Annotated in this window: 21 protein-coding genes and 1 pseudogene; 6 read left to right on the top strand and 16 right to left on the bottom strand. The window is 71.9% G+C overall.

The genetic code is table 11. The features are described from left to right. Window positions 1–40: 40 nt before the first annotated feature. From ACH5AR_RS28800 to ACH5AR_RS28775, 6 genes are all read right to left on the bottom strand, one after another. Window positions 41–1,840 carry a bifunctional metallophosphatase/5'-nucleotidase gene (locus tag ACH5AR_RS28800; protein ID WP_396304448.1) on the bottom strand — a complete coding sequence of 600 codons (1,800 nt, stop codon included), beginning with the start codon at window positions 1,838–1,840 and terminating at the stop codon, window positions 41–43. Between the two features lie 193 nt (window positions 1,841–2,033). After that, the gene (locus tag ACH5AR_RS28795) at window positions 2,034–3,383 is read right to left on the bottom strand and encodes an ATP-binding protein (RefSeq protein WP_396304447.1); all 1,350 of its coding nucleotides are present in this window, start codon (window positions 3,381–3,383) and stop codon (window positions 2,034–2,036) included. 99 nt (window positions 3,384–3,482) lie between these two features. Beyond that, window positions 3,483–5,057, bottom strand: coding sequence for an SCO6880 family protein (locus ACH5AR_RS28790; RefSeq protein ID WP_396304446.1), 1,575 nt, complete (start codon window positions 5,055–5,057; stop codon window positions 3,483–3,485). Window positions 5,058–5,064: 7 nt separating this feature from the next. Next, a complete protein-coding gene (locus ACH5AR_RS28785; RefSeq protein WP_396304445.1) occupies window positions 5,065–6,111 on the bottom strand; it encodes a hypothetical protein in 1,047 nt (348 codons plus the stop codon). A 229-nt stretch (window positions 6,112–6,340) separates the two neighbouring features. Further along, on the bottom strand, window positions 6,341–7,063 hold the full coding sequence (locus tag ACH5AR_RS28780) for a hypothetical protein (protein WP_396304444.1): 723 nt from the start codon (window positions 7,061–7,063) through the stop codon (window positions 6,341–6,343). A gap of 265 nt (window positions 7,064–7,328) precedes the next feature. Then, the gene (locus ACH5AR_RS28775) at window positions 7,329–7,679 is read right to left on the bottom strand and encodes a hypothetical protein (RefSeq protein WP_396304443.1); all 351 of its coding nucleotides are present in this window, start codon (window positions 7,677–7,679) and stop codon (window positions 7,329–7,331) included. 248 nt (window positions 7,680–7,927) lie between these two features. Between ACH5AR_RS28775 and ACH5AR_RS28770 the strand changes: the two genes are divergently transcribed. Next, window positions 7,928–9,103: an NlpC/P60 family protein gene (locus ACH5AR_RS28770; protein WP_396304442.1), complete on the top strand. Its 1,176-nt coding sequence runs from the start codon at window positions 7,928–7,930 to the stop codon at window positions 9,101–9,103. 195 nt (window positions 9,104–9,298) lie between these two features. Continuing rightward, entirely contained in the window at window positions 9,299–10,015 is a 717-nt protein-coding gene (locus tag ACH5AR_RS28765; RefSeq protein ID WP_396304441.1) for a phosphatase PAP2 family protein, read from the top strand. A gap of 33 nt (window positions 10,016–10,048) precedes the next feature. Here the strand turns inward: ACH5AR_RS28765 and ACH5AR_RS28760 are convergent, their stop codons facing one another. Continuing rightward, on the bottom strand, window positions 10,049–10,240 hold the full coding sequence (locus ACH5AR_RS28760; RefSeq protein WP_396304440.1) for a hypothetical protein: 192 nt from the start codon (window positions 10,238–10,240) through the stop codon (window positions 10,049–10,051). Window positions 10,241–10,403: 163 nt separating this feature from the next. On the opposite strand from ACH5AR_RS28760, the gene ACH5AR_RS28755 reads away from it, so the two are divergent. After that, window positions 10,404–11,303, top strand: coding sequence for a hypothetical protein (locus ACH5AR_RS28755; RefSeq protein ID WP_396304439.1), 900 nt, complete (start codon window positions 10,404–10,406; stop codon window positions 11,301–11,303). 216 nt (window positions 11,304–11,519) lie between these two features. After that, entirely contained in the window at window positions 11,520–11,708 is a 189-nt protein-coding gene (locus ACH5AR_RS28750) for a hypothetical protein (protein WP_396304438.1), read from the top strand. Window positions 11,709–11,812: 104 nt separating this feature from the next. Here the strand turns inward: ACH5AR_RS28750 and ACH5AR_RS28745 are convergent, their stop codons facing one another. Next, a complete protein-coding gene (locus ACH5AR_RS28745) occupies window positions 11,813–12,181 on the bottom strand; it encodes a metal-sensitive transcriptional regulator (protein ID WP_396304437.1) in 369 nt (122 codons plus the stop codon). Between the two features lie 361 nt (window positions 12,182–12,542). Here ACH5AR_RS28745 and ACH5AR_RS28740 point away from each other — a divergent pair, with 361 nt between their 5' ends. Together ACH5AR_RS28740 and ACH5AR_RS28735 are read left to right on the top strand one after the other, a co-directional pair. Beyond that, a complete protein-coding gene (locus tag ACH5AR_RS28740) occupies window positions 12,543–13,163 on the top strand; it encodes a DUF47 domain-containing protein (RefSeq protein ID WP_030059626.1) in 621 nt (206 codons plus the stop codon). Window positions 13,164–13,168: 5 nt separating this feature from the next. Then, window positions 13,169–14,164: an anion permease gene (locus ACH5AR_RS28735; RefSeq protein WP_396304436.1), complete on the top strand. Its 996-nt coding sequence runs from the start codon at window positions 13,169–13,171 to the stop codon at window positions 14,162–14,164. A gap of 184 nt (window positions 14,165–14,348) precedes the next feature. Here the strand turns inward: ACH5AR_RS28735 and pstB are convergent, their stop codons facing one another. The 8 genes and pseudogenes from pstB to mshD all read right to left on the bottom strand — a co-directional run bounded on the left by pstB (window position 14,349) and on the right by mshD (window position 23,925). Then, a complete protein-coding gene (pstB, locus tag ACH5AR_RS28730; protein ID WP_396304435.1) occupies window positions 14,349–15,125 on the bottom strand; it encodes a phosphate ABC transporter ATP-binding protein PstB in 777 nt (258 codons plus the stop codon). A 43-nt stretch (window positions 15,126–15,168) separates the two neighbouring features. Beyond that, complete coding sequence (gene pstA / locus ACH5AR_RS28725; protein WP_396304434.1) at window positions 15,169–16,239, bottom strand: phosphate ABC transporter permease PstA; 1,071 nt, start codon at window positions 16,237–16,239, stop codon at window positions 15,169–15,171. Then, window positions 16,236–17,213 carry a phosphate ABC transporter permease subunit PstC gene (gene pstC / locus ACH5AR_RS28720; RefSeq protein WP_396304433.1) on the bottom strand — a complete coding sequence of 326 codons (978 nt, stop codon included), beginning with the start codon at window positions 17,211–17,213 and terminating at the stop codon, window positions 16,236–16,238. Before pstC ends, pstA begins: the two co-directional genes overlap by 4 nt. A 150-nt stretch (window positions 17,214–17,363) precedes the next feature. Beyond that, on the bottom strand, window positions 17,364–18,500 hold the full coding sequence (gene pstS, locus ACH5AR_RS28715; protein WP_396304432.1) for a phosphate ABC transporter substrate-binding protein PstS: 1,137 nt from the start codon (window positions 18,498–18,500) through the stop codon (window positions 17,364–17,366). A gap of 226 nt (window positions 18,501–18,726) precedes the next feature. Further along, the gene (locus tag ACH5AR_RS28710) at window positions 18,727–19,245 is read right to left on the bottom strand and encodes an NUDIX hydrolase (protein ID WP_396304431.1); all 519 of its coding nucleotides are present in this window, start codon (window positions 19,243–19,245) and stop codon (window positions 18,727–18,729) included. Window position 19,246: 1 nt separating this feature from the next. After that, window positions 19,247–20,335, bottom strand: a complete 1,089-nt coding sequence (locus ACH5AR_RS28705; protein ID WP_396304430.1) for a CHAD domain-containing protein — start codon at window positions 20,333–20,335, stop codon at window positions 19,247–19,249. 121 nt (window positions 20,336–20,456) lie between these two features. Then, window positions 20,457–22,526, bottom strand: a pseudogene (locus tag ACH5AR_RS28700) (RNA degradosome polyphosphate kinase); the annotation flags it as partial. Window positions 22,527–22,962: 436 nt separating this feature from the next. Next, window positions 22,963–23,925: a mycothiol synthase gene (mshD, locus tag ACH5AR_RS28695; RefSeq protein WP_396304429.1), complete on the bottom strand. Its 963-nt coding sequence runs from the start codon at window positions 23,923–23,925 to the stop codon at window positions 22,963–22,965. Window positions 23,926–24,065: the final 140 nt, after the last annotated feature.

Below are 24,065 nucleotides of genomic sequence, written 5' to 3'. Positions count from 1 at the left end.
GACAGCGCCCCACCCGCCCCTCACCGGGGCCGGCTCACGGTCAGTCGATGTCGCTGCCCGGGCCGATGACCTTGATCCGGTCCTGCGCCGGGGCCCGGAGCGGCTGGGCCGCCGAGCTGTGGCTGCTCAGGTAGGCCGTGAAGACGTCCAGGTCCGAGGCGCCGACCAGCTTGTCGGTGCCGGCCGCGAAGGCCGGGAAGCCGTCGCCGCCGCCGGCCAGGAACTCGTTGGCCGCGACCCGGTAGCCGGCGGCCGGGTCGACCGGGGCGCCGTTCAGCCGCACCGAGTCCACGACCACCCGGTCCGCACCGGTCTTGCGCATGTCCAGGGTGTAGTGCAGGTTCGAGGACACCTGGAGGATCTTCGGCGCGGCCGCGTTGGAGCCGCTCACCTGCTGCTGGAGCAGCTGGATCAGCTGGGCCCCGGTCAGCGTCTTGACCTGCATCATGTTGGTGAACGGCTGGACGGTGAAGGCCTCGCCGTAGGTCACCACGCCGTCGCCCTCGCCGCCCGAGGCCTTGTAGACCAGGTCGGAGCGGATGCCGCCGGGGTTCATGAAGGCGACCTGCGCGCCGCCCTTGTCGGCCGGGGCCAGGCCGGCGAGCTGGGCGTCGGCGATCACGTCACCGAGCGGCTTCTCCAGGTCGCCGTTGCCGCGGCCGTTGATGTCCGAGGCGATGTAGCCGATCGGCCGGTTGGCGATCGGGGCGGCCAGCTTGGAGTAGTGGTCGACCAGCGCCGTCAGGTCGGGCGCCTTCTCGACCGTGCGGCGCACCACGTGGTTCTCGGCCTTGACCGAGGGGCGCACGATCGCACCGGTGGTCCTGTCCAGCTTCATGTCGATCTCGGTGAAGAGCCGGCCGAAGGAGGCGGCACTGGTCACCGAGCGCGGGACGCCGTCGGGGTCGGGGATGCTGCAGGCGTACGCGTTGTGGGTGTGGCCGGTGACGATGGCGCCGACCGCCGGGTCGAGCTTCCTGGCGATGTCGACGATCGGGCCGGAGATGCCCTGGCCGGCCGCGCCGCAGTCGTAGTTGTAGACGCTGCTGGCCGGGTAGCCGCCCTCGTGGATCAGCGCGACGATCGAGTTGACGCCCTTGGCCTTCAGCTCCGCGGCGTACCGGTTGATCGTGGTGACCTCGTTGGCGAACTTCAGGCCCTTGACGCCCTCGGCGGTCACGATGTTCGGCGTGCCCTCCAGGGTGACGCCGATGAAGCCGACCTTCACGCCCTGGGACTTGGTGACCCAGTACGGGGCCAGCAGCGGCTTGCCGGTCTTCTCGTCGGTGACGTTGGCCGACAGGAAGTTGAAGTTGGCGCCCTTGAAGGTGCGGCCGGGCTCGTAGCAGCCGTCGGTCGGGTGGCAGCCGCCGTCCTGCATGCGCCGCAGCTCCTGCGCGCCCTCGTCGAACTCGTGGTTGCCCACCGAGGTGACGTCCAGGCCGAGCTTGTCCATCGCCTCGATGGTCGGCTCGTCGTGGAAGAGCGCCGAGGTCAGCGGGCTGGCACCGATGATGTCGCCGGCGGCGACGGTGATCGAGTCGTCCGCCGGGATCCGCGCCTTGCGCAGCTCGGTGGCCAGGTACTCGATGCCGCCCGCCGGGGTGGCGACCTCCTTGCCGGTGGCCGGGTCGATCTCCTTGATCGTGCCGGCCGAGCCGGCCGGGGGCTCCAGGTTGCCGTGGAAGTCGTTGATCGCCAGCAGCTGGAGGTTGACGGTCCTGTGGCGCTTGGCGTTGGCGTCGGCGGCCTGGGCGGCCGTCGGCACGGCCACCGTGCCGAACAGACCTGCGGCGGCGACGACGGCGAGCGCCGTCCGTCGGGATCTGACGGTGAGCATGAAGGGTTCCCCTGCACCTTGGAAGGAGCACCGGCTGCGGACAGCGGCGGCGTTCGGGCGTGTGACATGTGCTGCGACTGCGAAGCCTAGGGTCAACGCGCGTAGCTGTCAGGACGTCGAACGTAACGAGAGGATTACCTCCGAACGAACCGTCACCGTCCGCCGGGTGCGGACCCTGCGGAGGGCGGCCGCCTCAGACGCCCGGCTCGGCCGCCAACTGCCGCTCCGCCCGCACCCGTTCGGCCACCGCGTCCTCGGTCATCGCGCGGTCGGTGTAGACCAGCGGACGCTCCGCCTCGGTGATGATGTGCTTGACCACCTGGACGTTGCCGTTGACGTCCCAGACCGCGATGCCCGGCGACAGGGTGGGGATGATCTCCACCGCCCAGCGCGGCAGGCCGAGCACCCGGCCGGTGGCTCTCGCCTCCTCGGCCTTCTGCATGTAGATCGTCCGGGTGGAGGCCATCTTCAGGATCGCCGAGGCCTCCTTGGCGGCCGCGCCGTCCACCACGTCCGACAGGTGGTGCACCACCGCGACGAAGGACAGGCCGAGCCGGCGTCCGAACTTCAGCAGCCGCTGGAACAGCTGCGCCACGAACGGGCTGTTGATGATGTGCCAGGCCTCCTCGACCAGGAAGATGCGCTTCTTCCGGTCCGGCCGGATCCAGGTGTGCTCCAGCCACACCCCGACGATCGCCATCAGGATCGGCATCGCGATCGAGTTGCGGTCGATGTGCGAGAGGTCGAAGACGATCAGCGGCGCGTCCAGGTCGATCCCGTCGGTGGTCGACCCGTCGAACATGCCGCGCAGGTCGCCGTCGACCAGCCGGTCCAGCACCAGCGCCACGTCCAGGCCCCAGGACTGCACCTCGTCCACCGCCACGCCCAGCGACTCCACCGAGGACAGCTCGGGGCTGCGCAGGGTGTCGATGATGTCGTTCAGCACCGGCTGGCGGTCCGTGACCGACGCCACCACGTGCGCGTGCGCGGCCTTCAGCGCGAAGCCGGCCCGCTCCTCCAGCGCGCGTCCCATCGCCACCTCGACGATGGTGCGCAGCAGCGACAGCTGGCCGGTCTGGGTGATCGCCGGGTCCAGCGGGTTGAGCTTCACCCCGCCGTCCCGGGCCGCCATCGGGTCCAGCCGGACCGGCTTTATGCCCAGCGCGTCGGCGATCAGGTTCCACTCGCCGACGCCGTCCTCGCCCTGCGCGTCCAGCACCACGACCTGGCGGTCGCGGAACCTCAACTGCCGCAGCACGTAGGTCTTCTCCAGCGCCGACTTGCCGTTGCCCGACTCGCCGAGCACCAGCCAGTGCGGGGCGGGCAGCTGCTGCCCGTACAGCTGGAAGGGGTCGTAGACGTACCCCTTGCCGCTGTACACCTCGCGGCCGATGATCACGCCGGAGTCGCCGAGCCCGGGCGCGGCGGTGGGCAGGTAGACGGCCTGCGCCTGGCCGGTGGAGGTGCGCACCGGCAGGCGGGTGGTCTCCACCTTGCCGAACATCAGGCTGGTGAACGCCTCGGTGAGGTTGCCGAGGGCCATGGGCGGCCTCCTGACGGGTCAGCGGTGGACGTGCGGGTGGCGCGGGTGGTGCGGGTGGTGCGGGGGTCGTACGTGGCCGCGCGGGGTCGTGCGGGCCGCTCAGCGGCGGATGCCGGTGGCGAACGGGAGGGTGTTGACGAAGGCCCGGTGGTGCTCGCGGTCGCACCACTCCAGCTTGAGGTAGCTCTTGCCGGCCGAGGCGCGGATGGTCCGCTTGTCGCGGGCCAGCGCGTCGGGGTTGCGCGAGGAGACCGTGATGTAGCCGACCAGGTTGACCCCGGCCGCTCCGGAGGCCAGGTCGTCACCGCGCTGGTCCACCCGGCCGGTGTGGGCCAGGTCGCGCGGGTCGACGGTGCGGTTCATCTTGGCCGCGCGGCTGGCCTCGGCCTCGTCGTTGGTCTTCTCGGTCAGCATCCGCTCGATCGCGACGTCCGTGGGCTCCAGGTCCATCGTCACCGCGACCGTCCGGATCACGTCCGGGGTGTGCACCAGCAGCGGCGCCAGGAAGTTGACGCCCACCGGGGTGAGCGGCCACTCCTTGATCCACGCGGTGGCGTGGCACCAGGGCTCCCTGGTCGCCGACTCCCGCGTCTTCGCCTGGAGGTACTGCGGGTGCGTCGCGTCCAGCTCGGCCGGCCAGGCGTTGCGCCGGGACATCGCCTGGATGTGGTCGATCGGGTGGTCCGGGTCGTACATCGAGTGCAGCAGCGACGACAGCCGGGCCTGGCCCAGCGGCTGGCGCACCCGGATGTCCGCCTCGGCCAGCCGGGCGCAGATGTCGGTCAGCTCGCGCGCCATCACGGCCGCCAGCCCCTCGTCGTCCCGCGCCCGCCGCCCGGTGGCCGTGCGGCCCATCGCGTGCGCCTCGGCGGCCAGGTCCCGGGTGTAGTGCATGCAGGCCACCAGGTACGCCCGGTGCTGCTCCGAGGAGGTCGACACCATCGACTGGAGCTGGTCGTACGACTCCTGCAGCCAGCGCGGCGACGACGGGTCACCGCGCCGCTCGACGTCCTTGGCGTGCGCGTCCGGGTCGGCCGGCAGGGTCCGGGCCAGGATCTGCAGCCGGGTCACGAAGCCGTCCCCGTTGGCCACGTGCTTCAGCAGCGTCCCGAAGCGGTCGACCAGGGCCTCCTGGTCCTCCGAGTCGCGCAGGCCGACGCCCGGGCCCTCGATCTCGATCGCGGCCGTCACCGTGCGCCGCTCCAGGTGCATCAGCACCCCGACCTCGTCCGGCCCGAACGGCGCCGTCAGCCAGCGCAGCCGCCCCACCCCGGGCGGCGGGCCGACCTCCACCTCCCGGCCGTCCAGCCGGGTGCCCGCGTCCATCACGTCCGAGCGCCACACCGCCCGCCCGCTGCGGACCGTCCGGCGGTAGGTGCGGTTGATCTCCGCCCACTTGTAGAACGTCCGCTTGCGGTACGGCACGTACACCGCCGCGATGGCGAGCGCCGGCAGGCCGACCAGGCCGCCGATCCGCAGCGGCAGGACCGGCATCAGCAGGCCCCAGAGCATGCCGAGGAAGGCCCCGAAGATGATCAGCATGATCTCGCCGGACTCCCGGTTCCGGCCGATCGGCGCGTTCGGGCGGGCCTTGCCGATCAGGTAGGTGCGGCGCTGGTGCACGTACGGCTGGGCGTACTGGGCGCCGTACTGGCCGAGCGGTTCACTGCTCACTTACCCGTCACCCTCCCTTCGCTGGATTGCTGTCGCGGATCGGGACCGGGCCCGACTTCGGCCCGCCCTGCTGCGGCGGTGCCGGCGTCCGGCCGGCGTGGGCGGCGATCCCCGGCGCGACCGAGCCGCCGCCGGCACCCCCGCCGCCACCCGTGCCGGCCGCCTGCGGACCGCGGTCGCCGTGGGTGGTGATGCCCTGCTTCATCAGGTTCGCGGTGCCGTTGATCATCGCCGAACCGGCCTGCACGGCGTTGGCCCGGGCCCCGCGCATGTTCAGCAGCTCGTCGCCGAAGCCCGGCACGAAGCGGTACACCGCGGCGCTCGCGAAGATCGACAGGAACAGGATCGCCAGCCCGGACAGCACCCGCGCGAAGTCGTCGTCCGCCCCCGAGCCGGTCGCCACCGCCCCCGCCAGGCCCAGGATGACCACGATGATCGGCTTCGCCAGGTCCACCGCCAGCATCACCCCCGCCCAGCGCCGCACGTGCTTCCACAGCTGCCGGTCCACCAGCCCCGCGTACACCGCCGTCCCCAGCAGCGCGCCCACGTACAGCATCGCCGCCCGGATCAGCAGCTCGATCCAGAGCACCGCCGCCGCCAGCACCGCGACCAGCGACACGATCACCAGGATCAGCGGACCGCCGCCCACGTCACCCTTCTCCAACGTGTCGGCGAACCCGCCCAGGTACGACCCGGTGTCCGTCTTCGTCCCGACCGCTATCGCCTTGGTCAGCCCGTCCGTCACGCTCACCACGGTGTACAGGATCAACGGCGTGAACGCGGACGCCACCACCGTCAGCCACAGGAAGCCGATCGCCTCCGAGAACGCCGTCGCCAACGGCGCCCCCCGCACCGCCCGCTTCGCCACCGCCAGCAGCCACAGCACCAGCGTGATCACCGTCGACACCGCGAACACCACGGCGTACTGCTGCAGGAACGACGCGTTGGTGAAGTCCACCGCCGTCGTCCCGTCGATCGCCCCCGACAACTTCCGCACCACCCACGCGGCGGCCTGCGCACAGCTCTTGGCCAAAGCCCCGAGCGGATCGGTCACGGCCCCGACGGCGCCGCCGCCGGGGAAGGAACCGCCACCAGGCGGAGCACAGTAGACATCATTGCCAGGAAGCGGAACACCCGGGCAACTCGTGTTGGTCGCCCCGGAGCCCGGTGTGGGTGTCGGCTCCGCCAGCGCGCGATGGGCCGTTGCCACGACCGAGACGGCGCCGAACAGCGCAGTCCCCGCCACCCGGACCACGGTCTTCCGAACGGCGCCCGAACTACCGTCAACGGGCATAGTGGAAGCCTCCGAACTGCGAGACGGCACCAGTGATCTCCTCGGCGGTCGCGGCCTGCTGGTCCGGCGGGATCGGAGCCGGCCCCGCCACACGGCTGTAGTCGCTGAGCTTCCAGTCGGTCCCGGTCCATCGAAGGCTGAGAGTGAGGGTGAACCACTCCTCGGAGACCGGCTTGGTGGAACGCTCGCCAGCCAGACCGAACAGGCCCGTGCACCAGACATCGACCTTGACGCTGTCCTCGGTGTAGCCACTGCTCTTCGCCCCGACCGGGATCGTCCGGCTCACGAAGGTCAGCCCCTTCGGGGGCTGCCCCTGGCTGTCGACCCCGAACCTGGTCGCCGTCTCGGGTGAGAAGCCCTGGTCCAGCCGGCTCTGGAGCGCCGCTAGGGCGCCCGGGTCGGCGATGGTGGTGATGATGCCGTGGCGGCTGTCGGTGCGGAACATGTCCGCGGAGCCGATCGCCACCGCGTAGTTGGTGGCGGCGGACTGGGCCCCGGGCTCGGTGTGCGGGTAGCCGGTCGGGATGCCGTTGACGGTGGTGCCGACGGGCTGGTCGCCGCTGGGGGCGGGCCCGGCGCCGGAGCCGGCGCGGTCGGCGGAGGTGCCGCCCCCGGTCCCGCCCCCGGTCCCGCCGGGCGTGACGCGGTTGGCGATGGCGACGGCCACCACGAGCAGGGTGACGACCACCAGGACGGCCAGCAGGGCTCGCAACGGCCGTGCCTGACGGTGACTCTGCTGGGGGGAGGACTGTTCGCCGACCGGCAGGCGCGTACGGGTCCGCGGCTGGTCGTCGGACAACGGCACGGCGGCCCTCCTGGTGCGGGGAGCCGGGGCGGCTCCGGGGGCCCTCCGCCCGGGGGCGGGCGCGGACGGAGGGTGGGAACGGGGGTGGATTCCTGGCGGGCCGGCCGTCAGAGGGGTCCGGACGGGGACCCGGCCTCGGGCAGGTCGGACGACTCCTAGTGCTGTCCGATCGTCAGATCGCCATGCCGTAGACAATGGTGAACAGAGTGCCGAGCGATCCGATGATGAACACGCCGGTCAGTCCGGCGACGATCAGCCCCTTGCCCTGTTCGGCGCCGAAGCTGTCGCGCATCGCGGTCGCTCCGATCCGCTGCTTGGCCGCACCCCAGACCGCGATGCCGAGGCAGATGAGGATGGCGACGGCCATGATGACCTCGACCATCACCCGTGCCTCCGAACCGAGGGTCGCGAACGGCCCCCAGTCCGGCGCGATCCCGCCGATGATGGTGTCGATGTTCGGCTTCTTGGGGGGGTCCTCGGCCAGGTGGCCGACCGCACTGGTGTGCACGCTGCTCAGGTTCATTTCCATCTCACCGCCCGATCAGGCAAATTCAAGGGCCCGGACCCGGCCCGCGCGAAGGGTCGGTACCTATTCTTGGCCGGATCTGATGTCGACTTGGCTACTTCTCGCGGATTGGTCGTGAGACGCCGGACACGTACGCGAGGATGTACACCGTACGAAGGATAGCGCTCACTGTTCGTATCTCTGATGATTGCGGTGAGCAACGCCTTCCGGGACACTTCGACTGACGATTCGTCGGGATGGTGCTGATGGTACTCCGGAAGGCCGGTACGGCCGCCGCCGCTGCGGGAGTTGTTGCGTTCGGGTTCATCGGGCTGGTGACGATGGGGACTTATGCGGCAAGTGGGACGCCGCAGCAGGCGGCGAATCGTTCCGCCCTGTCCCCCGGAACGGTCCCCGCGGCCTACCAGGACCCGATCCAGCGGTGGGGCTCGCTCTGTGCGGCGATCTCCCCGCCGATGCTCGCGGCGCAGCTGTACCAGGAGAGCGGGTTCGACCCCAGGGCGCGCTCCGGGGTCGGGGCGCAGGGCATGGCGCAGTTCATGCCGGGCACCTGGCCCCAGTACGCCACGGACGGCAACGGGGACGGCAAGGCGGACGTCTGGGACCCGCTGGACGCGATCGCCTCGGCGGCGACCTACGACTGCGCGATCGCCAGGCGGATCGCGAAGGTGCCGGGCGACCCCCAGGCCAACCTGCTGGCCGCCTACAACGCCGGCGAGGGCGCCGTGGAGAAGTACAACGGGGTGCCGCCGTACAAGGAGACCCAGGGCTACGTGCGGAACATCCAGGCGATGGCCCGCAGCTTCACCGCGCCGGCCTCGCCGAGCGCTCCGCTGGAGGTGTCCCCGCAGTCGTCGGCCGCGATCTACTTCGCCCAGACCAAGCTCGGCACCCCGTACCTGTGGGGCGGCGAGGGCCTGCCCTCGCAGAACGGGCGCTTCGACTGCTCGGGCCTGACCCAGGCCGCGTTCGCGAGCGTGGGCATCACCCTGCCCCGGGTCGCCAACGACCAGTGGTACGCCGGGCCGCACCCGTCGCGCGACCAGCTGCGGCCGGGCGACCTGGTGTTCTGGGCGACGGACCTGAGCGATCCGCGGAGCATCCACCACGTCGGGATCTACGTCGGCGGCGGGTACATGATCAACGCGCCGCACACCGGCGCGGTGATCCGCTACGACAGGATCGACACCAGGGAGTACATCGGCGCGACCCGGGTCACCTCGGACGGCGCCCAGGCGCTGCCGACCCGCAACAACGACGGCACCGTCAACGCCCCGAGCCGTCCGAGCGGGACGGAGCCCACGGCCCCGGCCGGCGGCCAGGCCGGGGCCCAGGGCGGGGCCCAGGCGGCCCCCGCCCGGCCGACGGCCGCGGCCCCGCCCGCGCAGGCCGGGCCGAGCCCCGCCGGGGCCGGCCGGTAGGCCCCGCGGAGGGCCGGGACGGCCGGGACCTGTGTGCGCGCTGTGGACGCTGAGTCAAGTTTCCATAACCGCGCGTTTCCGTGGAACGCTGTGTCCCGGCGATGACGTTGGGTCCGGTGGTCCCTCGTCAGCTTTCGTCGCCGGGCGGGCCCCGGCGGGAACGTACAGGTGCAGCGGACCAGAAGGAGGTGCGGCGTGTCGACGCCGCTTGCCGACACGACCAACCCCGACCTCGACCTGCTCTACGCCGTCAACGGCCTGGCCAAGCGCTCCCCGCAGTGGCTGGACCACCTGGTCTCGTGGGTCGGCGAGTACGGCATCCTGATCGGTCTGGCGATGCTCGGGCTGGTGGCCTGGCTCCAGGCCAGACGCCGCCCGGACGCACCGGTGGCGATGGCCGGGCTGCTCTGGGTGCCGCTCTCGGTGGCGGTCGCCGAGCTGGCCAACCTGCCGATCGCCGCGATCGTGGACCGCCCGCGCCCCTTCGTCGACCACCCGGGGCTGCTGGTGCTGGTGGACGGCAAGGCCGGCACCCACTCCTTCGTCAGCGACCACTCGACCATGACGATGGGCGTCGCGGTGGCGCTGTTCCTGGTGAACCGCCGGCTGGGCTGGATCGCCGGCGGGCTGGCGCTCCTCCAGGGCTTCTGCCGGATGTTCATGGGCGTCCACTACCCGACCGACGTGATCGGCGGCTTCGCGCTGGCCGTCGCCGTGGTGCTGCTGCTGGCGCCGATCGCGATGGCGGTGCTGGTGCCGTTCTGCCACGCGCTGGGGCGCACGGCACTCGCCCCGCTGATCCGGGCGCCCGAGCGCGGCGGCGCGGCCCGCGGCGGGACCGGTCCGCGCGGGCGTCGGCGCGGGGCGGTCCGGGCCGGGGAGCAGCCGCCGGAGTCCGACCTAGCGGCCTGACGCCGTCCCGGGCCCGCCCAGGGCCCGGAACGGTCAGTCCGGCCCGGCGCCGTTCTCGGCGAGGTGGTCGGTCCCCTCGCGGCGGGCCAGTTCGCGCGAGCGGCGGGCCGGTGCGTACCAGCCGCAGCTACAGCTCGCGAAGGCGAAGGAACCGCGCTCGGTGACCGCGAGGCGGTGTTCGGGCATCCGGGCGGTGCCGGGCGCGGCCGGCAGCTCACTGTGCACGTGGTTCACCGTAACGCGCCGCACGCCCGCCGCGCGAAGCGCCCGGGGCACCCCGGCCCCCGTAACCCTTCGCGCCTCAACTCGTTTGCCCGGAAAGAGCTCTGCCCACCCGGTGGTGTCCGGCGGAGCAGTCGGGCCCGAGGGGGTTGTCGCGAGGATGAAGATGACCGACCAGCAGCGCACCGGACGGCCGCAGTGCCGTCCCGGTCCGCACCTGCGCTCGGCGGCCGGGGCCGCCCTGCTCGCCGCCGTCCTGGCCGCGGGGGCCGCCGGCTGCTCCGGCGGCTCCACCGGCGGCTCCTCGGACCAGCAGTCGGGCGCCCCCGACCAGCTGGCCGCGGACCCGCTGACGGCGGTGCGCAACGCCGCCGACATCACCGGGCGCACCGGCTCGGCGCGCACCACGACGGAGCTGGTCACCGAGTCCGCGGAGAAGAAGGCCTCGTTCAGCGGCACCGGCGGCTACGACTACGTGAAGCGGATCGGCCGGCTGGAGATCCAGGTGCCGCCGGGCGCGGCGACCACCGGGAAGATCGTCGAGGTGGTCCTGCCGGGCACCGTCTACCTCCAGAACAGCGGCGCCAAGGTCCCCGAGGGCAAGTGGGTGAAGCTGGACGTGCGCCAGCTGCCGGACGGCAACCTGGTCAGCAGCGGCGCCACCGACCCGGCCTCGTCGGCGGGGGCGCTGCGCGGGGCGCAGAAGGCGGAGGCGGTGGGCACCGAGACGGTCGACGGGGTCGCGCTGCACCACTACCGGGGCACGCTGGACCTGGCGAAGGCGGCCGACGCGACCGGCGGCCGGGGCGGGGACGGCCTGCGGATGGGCGGCCAGACCTTCACGGTCAAGGAGGTCCCGTACGAGGTCTGGCTGGACGACCAGGGCCGGCTGCACAAGGTGGTCGAGGTGTTCACCTTCGCCGGGGTCGCGGGGTCGAAGGAGCCCAAGGACCAGGTGAAGGTGACGTCGACGACCTCGCTGACGGACTTCGGCAGGCCGGTGGAGGCGGCCGAGCCGGCGGCCTCGGACATCTACCAGATGAAGCCCACGGAGAGCCCGAAGTAGGAGGGTCCGAGACGCCCTGGGCCGCCGGGGCAGCGCTCCGGCGACGGGGCGAGACGGGGTGCGGCCGGGGCGGGTGGCCGCCCGGGGAGCGGCGGCCACCCGTTTCGGCGGCGCCGAGATGGCCCGTCCGTGCCATGTGGACGGGCCCCGAAGTGCCTAGGCTGGACTCCGGGTGGCTGCCGCCCGGGCTGGCGAGGCACTGAAGGGGTGGTGCAGGTGGTGTCGTCCACGGGCGGCCGCAGCGGCGGCCACGACGACGCGGCCCTCGACGAGATCGATCTGGCCGGCGAGCTGATGATCGCCGCGACGGCCAGCTCCGGCGACCGGCTGCCGACCGAGCGGATCGACGAGGTGCTGCTGGACCGGACCGAAGCCGGGCGGACCGACCGGGAGGCCGACGGCTGACCGGCCGTACGGCCGACGGGCCCCGGGAACCGCGGAGCCCTGGGAGCGGCGGGCCCCCGGGGCGGCGGACGGTCAGGGCGTCAGGTGCGGCGACGGCCGAGGGCTCAGCTGCGCAGCAGCCGGCTGATCGCGGCGGTGGCCTCCGCCACCTTGGCGTCCAGCTCGGCGCCGCCCTCCTCGGCGGCCGCGGCGACGCAGTGCCGCAGGTGCTCCTCCAGCAGGGACAGCGCGAAGGACTGCAGCGCCTTGGTGCCGGCCGAGACCTGGGTGAGCACGTCGATGCAGTAGACGTCCTCGTCGACCATGCGCTGGAGGCCGCGGATCTGGCCCTCGATCCGGCGCAGCCGCTTGAGGTGGGCGTCCTTCTGCGCGCTGTAGCCGTGCGGGCCGTGGTGCCCCGCCGGGCCGTGGCCGGCGTGCGGGTCGCTCCCCTGCGCGTGCTCCGGCTCGGTGCGCGCTTGCGTCGTGGTCATCGGCCCCGCCTTCGTCTCAGTGCCTGGTGGCTGCGTCGGCCACCAGTGTCCAACACCGGGGCCCTCCGTGGTGTTCCGACGGCCGACCCGGCACATGCCACCGGGCCCGGGAGACGGGGTGTCCGGGGGTTCGCCCGTCTGGGCGGCGCCCCCCTCTTCCGTGCGCAGGACGGGGACAATCCGGGCGGGGTTCCGTCAGACTGAGGGTTCGGGTCGTACGTGGCGGTGCGGCCCCGACCAGTCGGCGCGGCAGCCGAACGGAAGGGGAGGTTCCGGCTCCTTCCCCGGCACCCCGTTTGCATGATTGCGCTCGGTTGCACCTAGCATCGTTCAGTCCCTACCCCGCACATCGGAGATTTCCGTGCGTTTTAGCCTGACCCCGAAGGAGACGAGCTTCTACGACATGTTCGCCGCCGCGGCGGAGAACCTCGTCGTCGGATCGAAGCTCCTTCTGGAGCTGCTGGGATCAGACGTGTCGGCCCGTGCGGAGATCGTCGAGCGCATGCGCGCCGCCGAGCACGCCGGGGACGACACCACCCATGCCGTCTTCCACCAGCTGAACTCGTCCTTCATCACGCCCTTCGACCGCGAGGACATCTACAGCCTCGCCTCGTCGCTGGACGACATCATGGACTTCATGGAGGAGGCCGTCGACCTGGTCGTCCTCTACGACATCCAGACCCTCCCGAAGGGCATCGAGCAGCAGATCGAGGTCCTGGCGCGCGCCGCGGAGCTCACCGCCGAGGCGATGCCGAACCTGCGCAGCATGTCCAACCTCACCGAGTACTGGATCGAGGTCAACCGGCTGGAGAACCAGGCCGACCAGATCCACCGCAAGCTGCTCGCCCACCTGTTCTCCGGTCAGTACGACGCCATCGAGGTCCTCAAGCTCAAGCAGGTCGTGGACGTCCTTGAGGAGGCGGCGGACGCGTTCGAACACGTCGCCAACACGGTGGAGACCATCGCCGTCAAGGAGTCCTGACCCTCGTGGACATGGCAGCACTCATCGCCGTCATCGGCGTTGCGTTCTTCTTCACGTACACCAACGGCTTCCACGACTCGGCCAACGCGATCGCCACCTCGGTCTCCACCCGGGCGCTCACCCCCCGGGCGGCGCTGGCGATGGCCGCGGTGATGAACCTGGCGGGCGCGTTCCTCGGCAGCGGCGTGGCGCACACCGTCTCCAAGGGGATCATCGAGACCCCCACCGGCAACCAGGGGATGGCGATCCTGTTCGCCGCCCTGGTCGGGGCGATCGCCTGGAACCTCGTCACCTGGTACTTCGGCCTGCCGTCCTCCTCCTCGCACGCGCTCTTCGGCGGCATGGTGGGCGCGGCGCTGGCCGGCGGCGTCGAGGTGATCTGGAGCGGGGTCCTCGACAAGATCGTCATCCCGATGATCGTCTCGCCGGTGGTCGGCCTGGTCGGCGGCTTCCTGGTCATGCTGGCGATCCTGTGGATCTTCCGCCGGGCCAACCCGCACCGGGCCAAGCGCAACTTCCGGGTCGCCCAGACCGCCTCGGCCGCCGCGATGGCCCTGGCGCACGGCCTCCAGGACGCCCAGAAGACCATGGGCATCGTGGTCATGGCACTGACCATCTCCGGCCACCAGTCCGGCGGCGGCATCCCGGTCTGGGTGAAGATCTCCTGCGCCACGATGCTCTCGCTGGGCACCTATGCGGGCGGCTGGCGCATCATGCGGACGCTCGGCCGCAAGATCATCGAGCTGGACCCGCCGCAGGGCTTCGCGGCCGAGGCCACCTCCGCGGCGGTCATGTACATCACGTCGTTCGTCTTCAAGGCGCCGATCTCCACCACCCACGTGATCACCGCGGCGATCATGGGCGCGGGGGCCACCAAGCGGATCCGCGCGGTGCGCTGGGGCGTCGCCAAGAACATCGTGCTCGGCTGGTTCATCACGATGCCGGCGGCCGCCCTCGTCGCGGCGCTGGTGTACTGGTTCGTCCACCTGTTCTGGGGCTGACGGGCCCGCAGGCCGCCCGGACGAACACGGGCCCGCAGGCGCCCGGACGAACGGACAGGGCCCGCCCCCACATCTCGGGGGCGGGCCCTTCTCCATGTCCCACGGCGGCACCGCCATGCAGCACCGCGGGACAGCTCGCGGCCGTCCCGCTCCCGCGGCGCCGCGGGAGCGGGACGGGGCAGTCCTAGCCGAAGCGGCCGGAGATGTAGTCCTCCGTCGCCTGGACCTGCGGGTTGGAGAAGATCCGCTGGGTGTCGTCCAGCTCGACCAGCTTGCCCGGCTGGCCGACGCCGGCCAGGTTGAAGAAGGCGGTGCGGTCGCTGACGCGGGCCGCCTGCTGCATGTTGTGGGTCACGATGACGATGGTGAACCGCTCCTTGAGCTCGCCGATCAGGTCCTCGATGGCGAGGGTGGAGATCGGGTCGAGCGCCGAGCAGGGCTCGTCCATCAGCAGGACCTGGGGCTCGACCGCGATGGCGCGGGCGATGCACAGGCGCTGCTGCTGGCCGCCGGAGAGGCCGGCCCCCGGCTTGTTCAGCCGGTTGTGGACCTCCTGCCAGAGGTTGGCGCCCTTCAGCGAGCGCTCCACCACCTCGTCCAGCACGGACTTCTTCTTCACGCCGGACAGCCGCAGCCCCGCGATCACGTTGTCGTAGATCGACATCGTCGGGAACGGGTTCGGGCGCTGGAAGACCATGCCGACCGAGCGGCGCACGGCGACCGGGTCGACGTTGGAGGCGTAGAGGTTCTCGTCGTCCAGGAGGACCTTGCCCTCGACCCGGGCGCCCGGGATCACCTCGTGCATCCGGTTGAGGGTCCGCAGGAAGGTGGACTTGCCGCAGCCGGAGGGGCCGATGAAGGCCGTGACCGAACGGGGCTCGATGCTCATCGAGATGTCCTCGATGGCCTTGGTGGTGCCGTAGAAGGCCGACAGTCCGCTGACGTCGATGCGCTTGGCCATGATCTTTTGCTTCTCTCGTCCGTGTCGTACGTCAGTCGGTCGCTCAGTGCCCGCCCCTGGGCGAGCGCCAGCGCGCGAAGCCCCGGGCGACGAGGTTGAGCCCCATCACGAAGGCGATCAGCACCAGCGCCGCACCCCAGGCACGGGCGTAGCCGAAGTCGTTGTTGACCTGCGAGTACTGGAGCCAGATGTACATCGGCAGGGACTGCTGCGGGCCGTTGAACGGGTCGCTGTTGATGTAGTCGGCGCCGAACACCAGCATCATCACCGGGGCGGTCTCGCCCGTGATGCGGGCGACCGCGAGCATCACACCGGTGGTGATGCCGCCGATCGCGGTGGGGAGGACGATCCGCAGGATGGTCTTCCACTTCGGCACGCCGAGCGCGTACGACGCCTCGCGCAGCTCGTTCGGGACGAGCTTCAGCATCTCCTCGGTGGACCGGACCACGATCGGCATCATCAGGATGGCCAGCGCGAGGCTGCCCGAGAAGCCGGAGTAGCCGAAGCCCAGGGCGAGGTTCCAGAGCGAGAGGATGAACAGACCGGCGACGATCGACGGGATGCCCGTCATGACGTCGACGAAGAAGGTGACCGCCTTGGCGAGCCTGCCGCGGCCGTACTCGACCAGGTAGACGGCGGTCAGCAGACCGATCGGGGCGGCTATCGCGGTGGCCAGGCCGACCTGCTCCAGGGTGCCGATCAGCGCGTGGTAGATGCCGCCGCCGGGCCCGGACTGGATCACGCCCTTCATCGAGTGGCTCAGGAAGAACCCGTCGACCACGTGGATGCCCTTCTGGACGGTGTAGACCGTCAGGGCGACCAGCGGGATGACCGCCAGGATGAAGGCGACCCAGACCACCGAGGTGGCGAGCCGGTCCTTGGCCTGCCGGCGGCCCTCGACCCGGGCCGAGAGGGCGTAGCCGACCAGGACGAACAGCAGCGCGGAGATCAGGCCCCACTGGAGGTGGCTGGCCAACCCGCCGGCCGCGCCGATCCCGCAGCCGAGGGCGATCGAGCCGACGGCGACGGCGGCCGGGGCCCACCTGGGCAGCCGGTTGGCGGTCAGCGGACGGCCGACGGGCCGGGCGTCCTCGGCGACGACGGTGACGGTCATGCGTTGGCCCCCGAGTACTCCTTGCGGCGGGCGATGATCAGTCGCGCTGCGCCGTTCACCAGCAGGGTGATGACGAACAGGACGAGGCCGGAGGCCATCAGCGCGTCGCGGCCGTTGCTCCCGGCCTCGGCGAACTTCAGCGCGATGTTCTGCGCGAAGGTGCCGCCGCCGGCGTCGAGGATGTGCAGCGACAGGACGTTGCTGGCGGAGAGCACCACCGCGACCGCGATGGTCTCGCCGAGCGCGCGGCCGAGGCCGAGCATCGAGGCCGAGATGATGCCGGGGCGGCCGAACGGCAGCACCGCGGTGCGGATCATCTCCCAGCGGGTCGCGCCGAGCGCGAGCGCCGCCTCCTCGTGCATCCGCGGCACCTGGCGGAACACCTCGCGGGAGACCGCGGTGATGATCGGCAGGATCATGATCGCCAGCAGGATGCCGACGGTGAACAGGTTGCGCGGGGTGCCGGTCCTGGTCTGGTCGAAGATGTACGTCCAGCCCAGGTACTCGTTGAGCCAGCTGGTCAGGCCGTCCAGGTGCGGCACCAGGAAGAGCGCGCCCCACAGGCCGTAGACGATGCTGGGGACGGCGGCGAGCAGGTCGACCAGGTAGGCGAACGGCTGGGCGATCCGGCGCGGCGCGTAGTGCGAGATGAACAGCGCGATCCCGATGGCCACCGGGACGGCGATCACCATCGCGATGATCGCGCTGACGACGGTGCCGAAGGCCAGGACGGCGATGCCGAAGACGGGCTTCGGAGCGTCCGGCGTCCACTCGAAGGTGGTGAGGAAGTTGCCCTCGTTGGTGCTCAGGGCCAGGACCGACCGCCAGGTGAGGAAGGCGGCGATGGCGGCCATGACGACCAGCAGGAGGATGCCCGAGCCGCGGGCGAGGTTCATGAAGATCTTGTCGCCGACCCGGCTGTCGCGCGGCCGGCGTTCCCTGCCTCGCGGGGCGGCAGGGGAGGATGAAGTCATTGGTCTACTCCGGTCTGGTGGTGCCGCCCCGGAAGGGGGACGGCACCATGGCGGCGGTGCCCCGGACGTGGTGCTGGGTGTGGTGCGTTCCGGTGGGGCGGCCCCGGCCCCCCCTCGCTCACGGGGCCGCCCCACCGGGGGCCGGTCGGGTCAGGCCAGGGTGGCGATGACGCCGTTGACCTTGTCGGTGACGGCCTTCGGCAGCGGGACGTAGCCCTTCTCGCCGACGGCCTTCTGGCCCGCGTCGCTGGCCGTGTAGGTCAGGAAGGACTTCAGGGTGTCGAGGGTCTCGGCCTTGTTGCCCTTGTCGCAGACGATCTCGTACGTGACGAGGACCAGCGGGTAGGCGCCCTCTTCCTTGGTCGCGTAGTCGAGCTTCAGCGCGAGGTCGCTGCCGGTGCCGGCGGACTGGGCCTTGGCGATGGTGGTGGCGGCGTTCTCGGCGGTGGCCTCGACCGGCTTGGAGGCACCGGTGTTGATCGCGGCGCTCTTCAGGTTGTTGGTCTGGGCGTAGGCCAGCTCGACGTAGCTGATCGAGTTCTTGACCTGCTTCACCTGGGCCGAGACGCCGGCGCTGCCGTTGGCCGACTGGCCGTCCTTGCCCGCCCAGGCCTTGCTGGCCGGGTAGGACCAGGCACCGCCGCCGGCGGCGGCGAAGTACTTGGTCAGGTTCTCGGTGGTGCCGGCGTCGTCCGAGCGGTGGAAGGTCTGGATGGCCGCGTCCGGCAGCTTGGCGCCCGGGTTGAGGGCGGCGATCGCCGGGTCGTTCCACTTGGTGATCTGCGAGTCGAAGATCTTGGCGGCGGTCGGGCCGTCCAGGACCAGGTTGTCCACCCCGTCCACGTTGTAGACCAGCGAGATCAGGCCGCCGACCATCGGCAGGTCGATGCCCTGGCCCCCGGGGCAGGCCGCCTTGGAGGCCTCGATCTCGGCCGGCTTCAGGGCCGAGTCGGAGCCGGCGAACTGGATCTTGCCCTGGGTGAACTGCTGGATGCCGGCACCGGAGCCGCCACCCTGGTAGTTGATCGAGGTGCCGGAGCACGCGGCGGCGAAGCTGGTCTTCCAGACGTCCATCGCCGCACCCTGGGCGGTCGAACCGGCGGCGATCAGCGAACCGGGCTTGCCACAGTTGATCGCGCTGCCGGCCGCGGCGGAAGCGCCGGAGCCGCCGGAGGCGGTCGTGTTGTTGTTGTTGTCCGACCCGCAGGCGGCGAGCGACAGCGAGCTGACGAGCGCCATGGCACCGATGGCGAGGGCCTTGGAGCGGCCGTTCCGCTGGAGCTTCACAGGGGTGTCCCTTTCTGTGGCATTGCCCTCTGCGCGGGCCGTACGCGTACGGCCGACGCGGGTTTTGCTGTGGTCCGGGGCCCGTGCGGCCCTCCGGTGGTCCCGAAGTTAGGCCGGGTAAGTGACACGACAGCCGGTCGCAAGTGAACGGTGAGTGAACCTCGAACGGATGACAGGAAACTACGTCAGGTAGTAACGGTTGCGTCACGGCAAGAGCGCAGGCAGATCACTTCCACCGTTCCTTCACCGCCGCCGCCCCGGCCGCGCGCACCGGCTTCGCCCCCAGCACCGCCAGCAGGGCGTCCACCAGCTCCCGGTCGTGCTCGTGCGTCAGCCGGGCGCGGGCCTTCCCGGCGGGCAGCCACTCCAGCCGGTCCACCTCCCGGTTCGGCCGGAACGACCCGCCCGACGGCACCGCCGCCCAGTAGCGGACCTCCTTCGGCCGGCCCTGCACCCGGTAGTGCCGGGTCGGCAGCTCCGGGCCCAGCAGACAGCGGAACCCGGTCTCCTCCAGGACCTCGCGCACGGCCGCGTCGGCCACGCCCTCGCCGGCCTCGAGCTTGCCCTTCGGCAGGCTCCAGTCGTCGTACTTGGGCCGGTGGATCAGCGCGATGAGCGGCCGCCCCAGCCGTCCGCTCTTCTTCAGCCGGCCCGGCAGCCACAGCACCGCGCCCGCCGCCAGGACCACCGGCCCGTGCTCCGCCCCGGCCCCCGCCGCCCGGCCGCTGCCCGGGCGCTCGCCCACCTCAGACCGTCCGGGGTGCGGCGGGGTGCCCCCAGGCGTCCGCCGGGACGAGCTCCAGCCAGCCGTCCGGGCCCGGCGGCAGGTCGGGCCAGCGCCGGCCGACGGCGTACCGCGCCGACTCCACCTCCAGCCGCTGGTCGGCGTGCACCACGCCCAGCACGTACGCCGTCGCCGGGGTGATCCGCGGCGTGCGCGCCGCGGTGGCGGCGGTGACGGCGGCGTCCGCCGCCTCCTGCTGCCGGGCCAGCACCACGTCCAGCTCGTCCAGCCCGGAGGACGCCCGGCCGCACACCTCCAGGGCGTACCGGGCCCGCTTCACCAGGATCCGCAGCCGCGACCAGGGCGCGTCGTCGGCCGCCAGCGCGGCGTCCGCGTCCACCGCCCCGCGGGCCGTCGGCACCGCGCCCAGCCGGCGCAGCCCGTCCCCGCCGTACGGGGTGGCGGCCCGCTGCAACGGCAGCTGCTGGGCGGCCGCGGCCAGCGCGGCGAACGCGGCGGCGGCCTGCGGCAGCAGCACCGCCGGGGCCCGGCCGCCCGCCGACTCCAGCAGCGGCGCCTCGCCGACCAGCAGGGTCATCCGGTCCGCCAGCGCGTGCAGCCGGGCGGACCGCAGCTCCTGGAGCACCGTGGAGTGCGCCCTGGTCCGGGCCAGGGTCAGCTGCCGGTCCAGCAGCGCGCGCGCCTTGGGGGCGCCCGCGTGGCCGGCCAGCATGCCCGTCCCGTCCGGGTCGGCACCGCTCAGCAGGTCCAGCGCGCCCAGCAGCCGCGCCGAGCGGCGGACGTAGCCGGGCTCCAGCGCCAGCAGGTTGAGCAGCCAGCGCAGCTCGGTGCGCGACTCCTGCGCCCAGGTCTGCTCGAAGACCGAGCCGAAGGTGTGCAGCAGCCCGCCGATCCGCCGGACGGCCCGCAGCAGGTCCGACGTACCGGCCGACGGGACGAGCGAGGCGGTCCCGGGTCTGGCGCCGACCTCGCCCACCGCCAGCGGCAGCGCGCGCAGGAAGGCGCCGGCCTGGACGGTGAGGTGGCGGGAAAGGATGTCCCCGGCGGTCGCTGTGGAGGCCGCCTGGGCCGTCATCGGCGCTTCGGTCATGGCGTGGTAGATCCCCGTTCCCCCGGGGCGGTCCCCGGAGCTGGTGGCCGACCGCCGGAAGCAACTGCCCGCCAGTGTCCTGTGGGCCGACTGCTCCGGCGGCTTCGCATCAGTGGACGCGTCAGCGCGAGGTGGCGGCCCGCCGGCGCTGGCGTGAGTCGATCAGCAGGTCCTGGACGTGTCGTAGCGGCCGGCCCTCGGCGTCCTGCGAGTGCCGGGCCCAGGCGCCGTCCGGCCCCAGGTGCCAGGACTCGGTCTCGTCCGACACCCCGAGGTCGATCAGCCCCGACAGCTCGGCGCGGTGCGCCGGATCGGTGATCCGCAGCAGCGCCTCGATCCGCCGGTCCAGGTTGCGGTGCATCATGTCGGCGCTGCCGATCCACACCTCCGGATCGCCGTTGTTGCCGAACACGAAGATCCGGGAGTGCTCCAGGAAGCGCCCCAGGACGCTGCGGACCCTGATGTTCTCGCTCAGCCCCGGCACGCCCGGGCGGATCGCGCAGATCCCGCGCACCCAGACGTCCACCGGCACCCCGGCCTGGGAGGCCCGGTACAGCGCGTCGATCACGGCCTCGTCGACGATCGAGTTGACCTTGAGCTTCACGTAGGCCGGACGGCCCGCCCGGTGGTGGGCGATCTCGTTGTGGATCCGCGAGACCAGCCCGTCGCGCAGGCCGCGCGGGGCGGTCAGCAGGCGCCGGTAGGACTCCCGGCGCGAGTAGCCGGAGAGCCGGTTGAACAGGTCCGAGAGGTCCGCGCCGACCTGCGGGTCGGAGGTGAGCAGACCGAGGTCCTCGTACAGCCGGGCCGTCTTCGGGTGGTAGTTGCCGGTACCGACGTGGGAGTAGCGGCGCAGGGTGTCGCCCTCCTGCCGGACCACCAGCGAGAGCTTGCAGTGCGTCTTCAGCCCGACCAGGCCGTACACCACGTGGCAGCCGGACTCCTCCAGCTTGCGGGCCCACTTGATGTTGGCCTGCTCGTCGAAGCGCGCCTTGATCTCGACCAGCACCAGCACCTGCTTGCCGGACTCGGCCGCGTCGATCAGGGCGTCGACGATCGGCGAGTCGCCGGAGGTGCGGTACAGGGTCTGCTTGATCGCCAGTACGTCCGGGTCGGCGGCGGCCTGCTCCAGGAAGGCCTGCACCGAGGTGGAGAAGCTGTCGTACGGGTGGTGCAGCAGGACGTCGCGCTCGCGCATCGCGGCGAAGATGTCCGGCTGGGAGGCCGACTCGACGTCGGTCAGCCCACGGGCGGTGCCCGCCACGAACTTCGGGTACCTGAGCTCCGGGCGGTCCAGGTCGGCGATCGCGAACAGCCCGGTCAGGTCCAGCGGCCCGGGCAGCGGGAAGACCTCCGCCTCGGTGATGTTCAGCTCCCGCACCAGCAGGTCCAGGATGTACGGGTCGATCGATTCCTCGACCTCCAGCCGGACCGGCGGGCCGAAGCGCCGCCGCATCAGCTCCTTCTCCAGGGCCTTGAGGATGTTCTCGGTGTCGTCCTCCTCCACCTCCAGGTCCTCGTTGCGGGTGACCCGGAAGGCGTGGTGGGCCAGCACCTCCATCCCCGGGAAGAGCTCCTCCAGGTGGGCGCCCATCACGTCCTCCAGCGGGACGTACCGCTGGGGCGAGGCCTCCAGGAAGCGGGCCAGCGACTGCGGGACCTTGACGCGCGCGAAGTGCTTGTGCCCGGAGACCGGGTTGCGCACCACGACGGCCAGGTTCAGCGAGAGTCCCGATATGTACGGGAAGGGGTGCGCCGGGTCGACGGCCAGCGGCGTCAGCACCGGGAAGATCTTCTGCCGGAACAGGGTGTGCAGCCGGGCCTGCTCCTTCTCGGCCAGCTCCGGCCAGCGCACGACCTCGATGCCCTCGGCGGCGAGGTCCGGCAGCACCTCCTGCTGGAAGGCGGCGGCATGGCGGGCCATCAGCTCGCGCGAGCGGGTCCAGATCAGGTCCAGCACCTCGCGCGGCTGGAGGCCGGACGCGCTGCGCTGGGCGACACCGGTGGCGATCCGGCGCTTCAGGCCGGCCACCCGGACCATGAAGAACTCGTCCAGGTTGCTCGCGAAGATCGCCAGGAACTTCGCCCGTTCCAGCAGCGGGATGCCCGGGTCCTCGGCCAGCTCCAGCACCCGCTCGTTGAACGCGAGCCAGCTGCGCTCGCGGTCCAGGAAGCGGCCCTGCGGCAGCGCTTCGAACTCCTCTTCGTCCGTGGCCGGCAGCTCCGGCGGCACCCCCAGTGCGCCGGACATCCGGGCCGTGGGCGACAGCGGGGCAGAGACGGGGCGAGGGATGCTCATGGGCTCCAGCTCCTCCAGCAGCAGGACGGCGTCCGGACGCGATGGGCTCTGCGGGCCGTCGCCCTCGCCCCGGGCCGGACCCGGGGACAGCACCCACCCGCCGGGTGCGGTCCGTACAGGACCGGCCGGTGCGTGGCGGTCGACTCTGCACGAGCGAGACACTACGGACTTCATCCTGTGATCTTCGCGGCAGCAATTGAATCCACGGTAAACACCGCATGGCCAGGAGGAAAGCTGAGTCGGTCGGGGCAACGGGCGGGGCCCTCCGGCCGCCTCCGCCGGGGTCCGAAGGCCCGGGGCCTCCGGCCACGGCGCGGCCGGAGCACCGCTAGAGCGACCGGTCCGCCCGGTACGGCGCCCGGTACATGAGGTCCACCTCGTGGACGGTGAACCCCAGCCGCTCGTACACCCGCACCGCCACCGGGTTGTCCGCGTCGACGTAGAGGAGGACGGTGTCCAGGCCGCGCTCGCCGGGGCCGGTGCCGGTCAGGTGGCGCAGGCCCGCCGCCGTCAGCGCCCGGCCCAGGCCGCTGCCCTGCTCGGCCGGGTCCACGCCCACCACGTACACCTCGCCGAGCTCGGGCTCGGCGGCGGTGGCCGGGTGCACCTTGGTCCAGTGGAAGCCGACCACCCGGCCGTCCCGGGTGGCGAGGAAGAAGCCGGCCGGGTCGAACCACGGCTCGGCGATCCGCTCCGCGAGGTCCTGCGCGGTCCAGCTGCCCTGCTCGGGGTGGTGGGCGAAGGCCAGGGCGTTCAGCCGCAGCCACTCGGCGTCGTCCTCCCCCGGGCGGAAGGTGCGGAGTTCGATGCCCTCGGGGAGGGCCACGTCCTCGGTCTGCGGGCCGGTGCGGCGCATCTGCCGCAGCTCGCGGACCAGTTCGGCACCGTACGCCCCGGCCAGGTGCCGGGCCGCCGGGTGGCCGCCGTGCACCCAGAAGTCCACCGCGTCCCGCCCCGCCCGGTGGGCCTGCGCCAGGACGGCGTCCACCAGCGGGCGGGCCAGGCCGCGGCCGCGGGCGGCCGGATCGACCACCAGCTCGGCGGCGGGGTTGGCGGCCGACTCCTCGGGCACCTCCAGCTGGCCGTAGCCGAGGACGGCCTTGTCGTCGGTCTCGACGAGGTGGATGACGCCGGGGCGCGGAGAGTCGGCGTTCCGCAACCGGAGCCGGCCCTGCTCGGAGACGGCGGCCCGGCCGTCCACCGCCTGGGCCTCCGCCAGAACGCGCAGCGCGCCGTCGCGCTGCTCGGGCCGGAGCACATCGTTCGCCATGACCGCTGTCTGATCGTCCATGCCCTGACGATACGTCACCGGAAACGCGAAGAGCCCCTGATCCGCAAGGGATCAGGGGCTCTTCTGAAGAATTGTTCGGCGGCGTCCTACTCTCCCACAGGGTCCCCCCTGCAGTACCATCGGCGCTGTAAGGCTTAGCT

Source organism: Kitasatospora sp. NPDC018619 (assembly GCF_044391605.1).
In the GTDB taxonomy this organism is placed as follows: domain Bacteria; phylum Actinomycetota; class Actinomycetes; order Streptomycetales; family Streptomycetaceae; genus Kitasatospora.
The sequence above is the reverse complement of the archived record's forward strand: the minus strand, read 5'-3'. Positions and strand labels throughout refer to the sequence as shown.

What these genes read in the sequence shown, in the direction of transcription:
- ACH5AR_RS28800 (WP_396304448.1), bottom strand. Translation starts at nt 1,840, where the DNA reads ATGCTCACCGTCAGATCCCGACGGACGGCGCTCGCCGTCGTCGCCGCC.
- ACH5AR_RS28795 (WP_396304447.1), bottom strand. Translation starts at nt 3,383, where the DNA reads ATGGCCCTCGGCAACCTCACCGAGGCGTTCACCAGCCTGATGTTCGGC.
- ACH5AR_RS28775 (WP_396304443.1), bottom strand. Translation starts at nt 7,679, where the DNA reads ATGAACCTGAGCAGCGTGCACACCAGTGCGGTCGGCCACCTGGCCGAG.
- ACH5AR_RS28770 (WP_396304442.1), top strand. Translation starts at nt 7,928, where the DNA reads ATGGTACTCCGGAAGGCCGGTACGGCCGCCGCCGCTGCGGGAGTTGTT.
- ACH5AR_RS28755 (WP_396304439.1), top strand. Translation starts at nt 10,404, where the DNA reads ATGACCGACCAGCAGCGCACCGGACGGCCGCAGTGCCGTCCCGGTCCG.
- ACH5AR_RS28745 (WP_396304437.1), bottom strand. Translation starts at nt 12,181, where the DNA reads ATGACCACGACGCAAGCGCGCACCGAGCCGGAGCACGCGCAGGGGAGC.
- pstB (WP_396304435.1), bottom strand. Translation starts at nt 15,125, where the DNA reads ATGGCCAAGCGCATCGACGTCAGCGGACTGTCGGCCTTCTACGGCACC.
- pstA (WP_396304434.1), bottom strand. Translation starts at nt 16,239, where the DNA reads ATGACCGTCACCGTCGTCGCCGAGGACGCCCGGCCCGTCGGCCGTCCG.
- pstC (WP_396304433.1), bottom strand. Translation starts at nt 17,213, where the DNA reads ATGACTTCATCCTCCCCTGCCGCCCCGCGAGGCAGGGAACGCCGGCCG.
- ACH5AR_RS28705 (WP_396304430.1), bottom strand. Translation starts at nt 20,335, where the DNA reads ATGACCGAAGCGCCGATGACGGCCCAGGCGGCCTCCACAGCGACCGCC.
- mshD (WP_396304429.1), bottom strand. Translation starts at nt 23,925, where the DNA reads ATGGACGATCAGACAGCGGTCATGGCGAACGATGTGCTCCGGCCCGAG.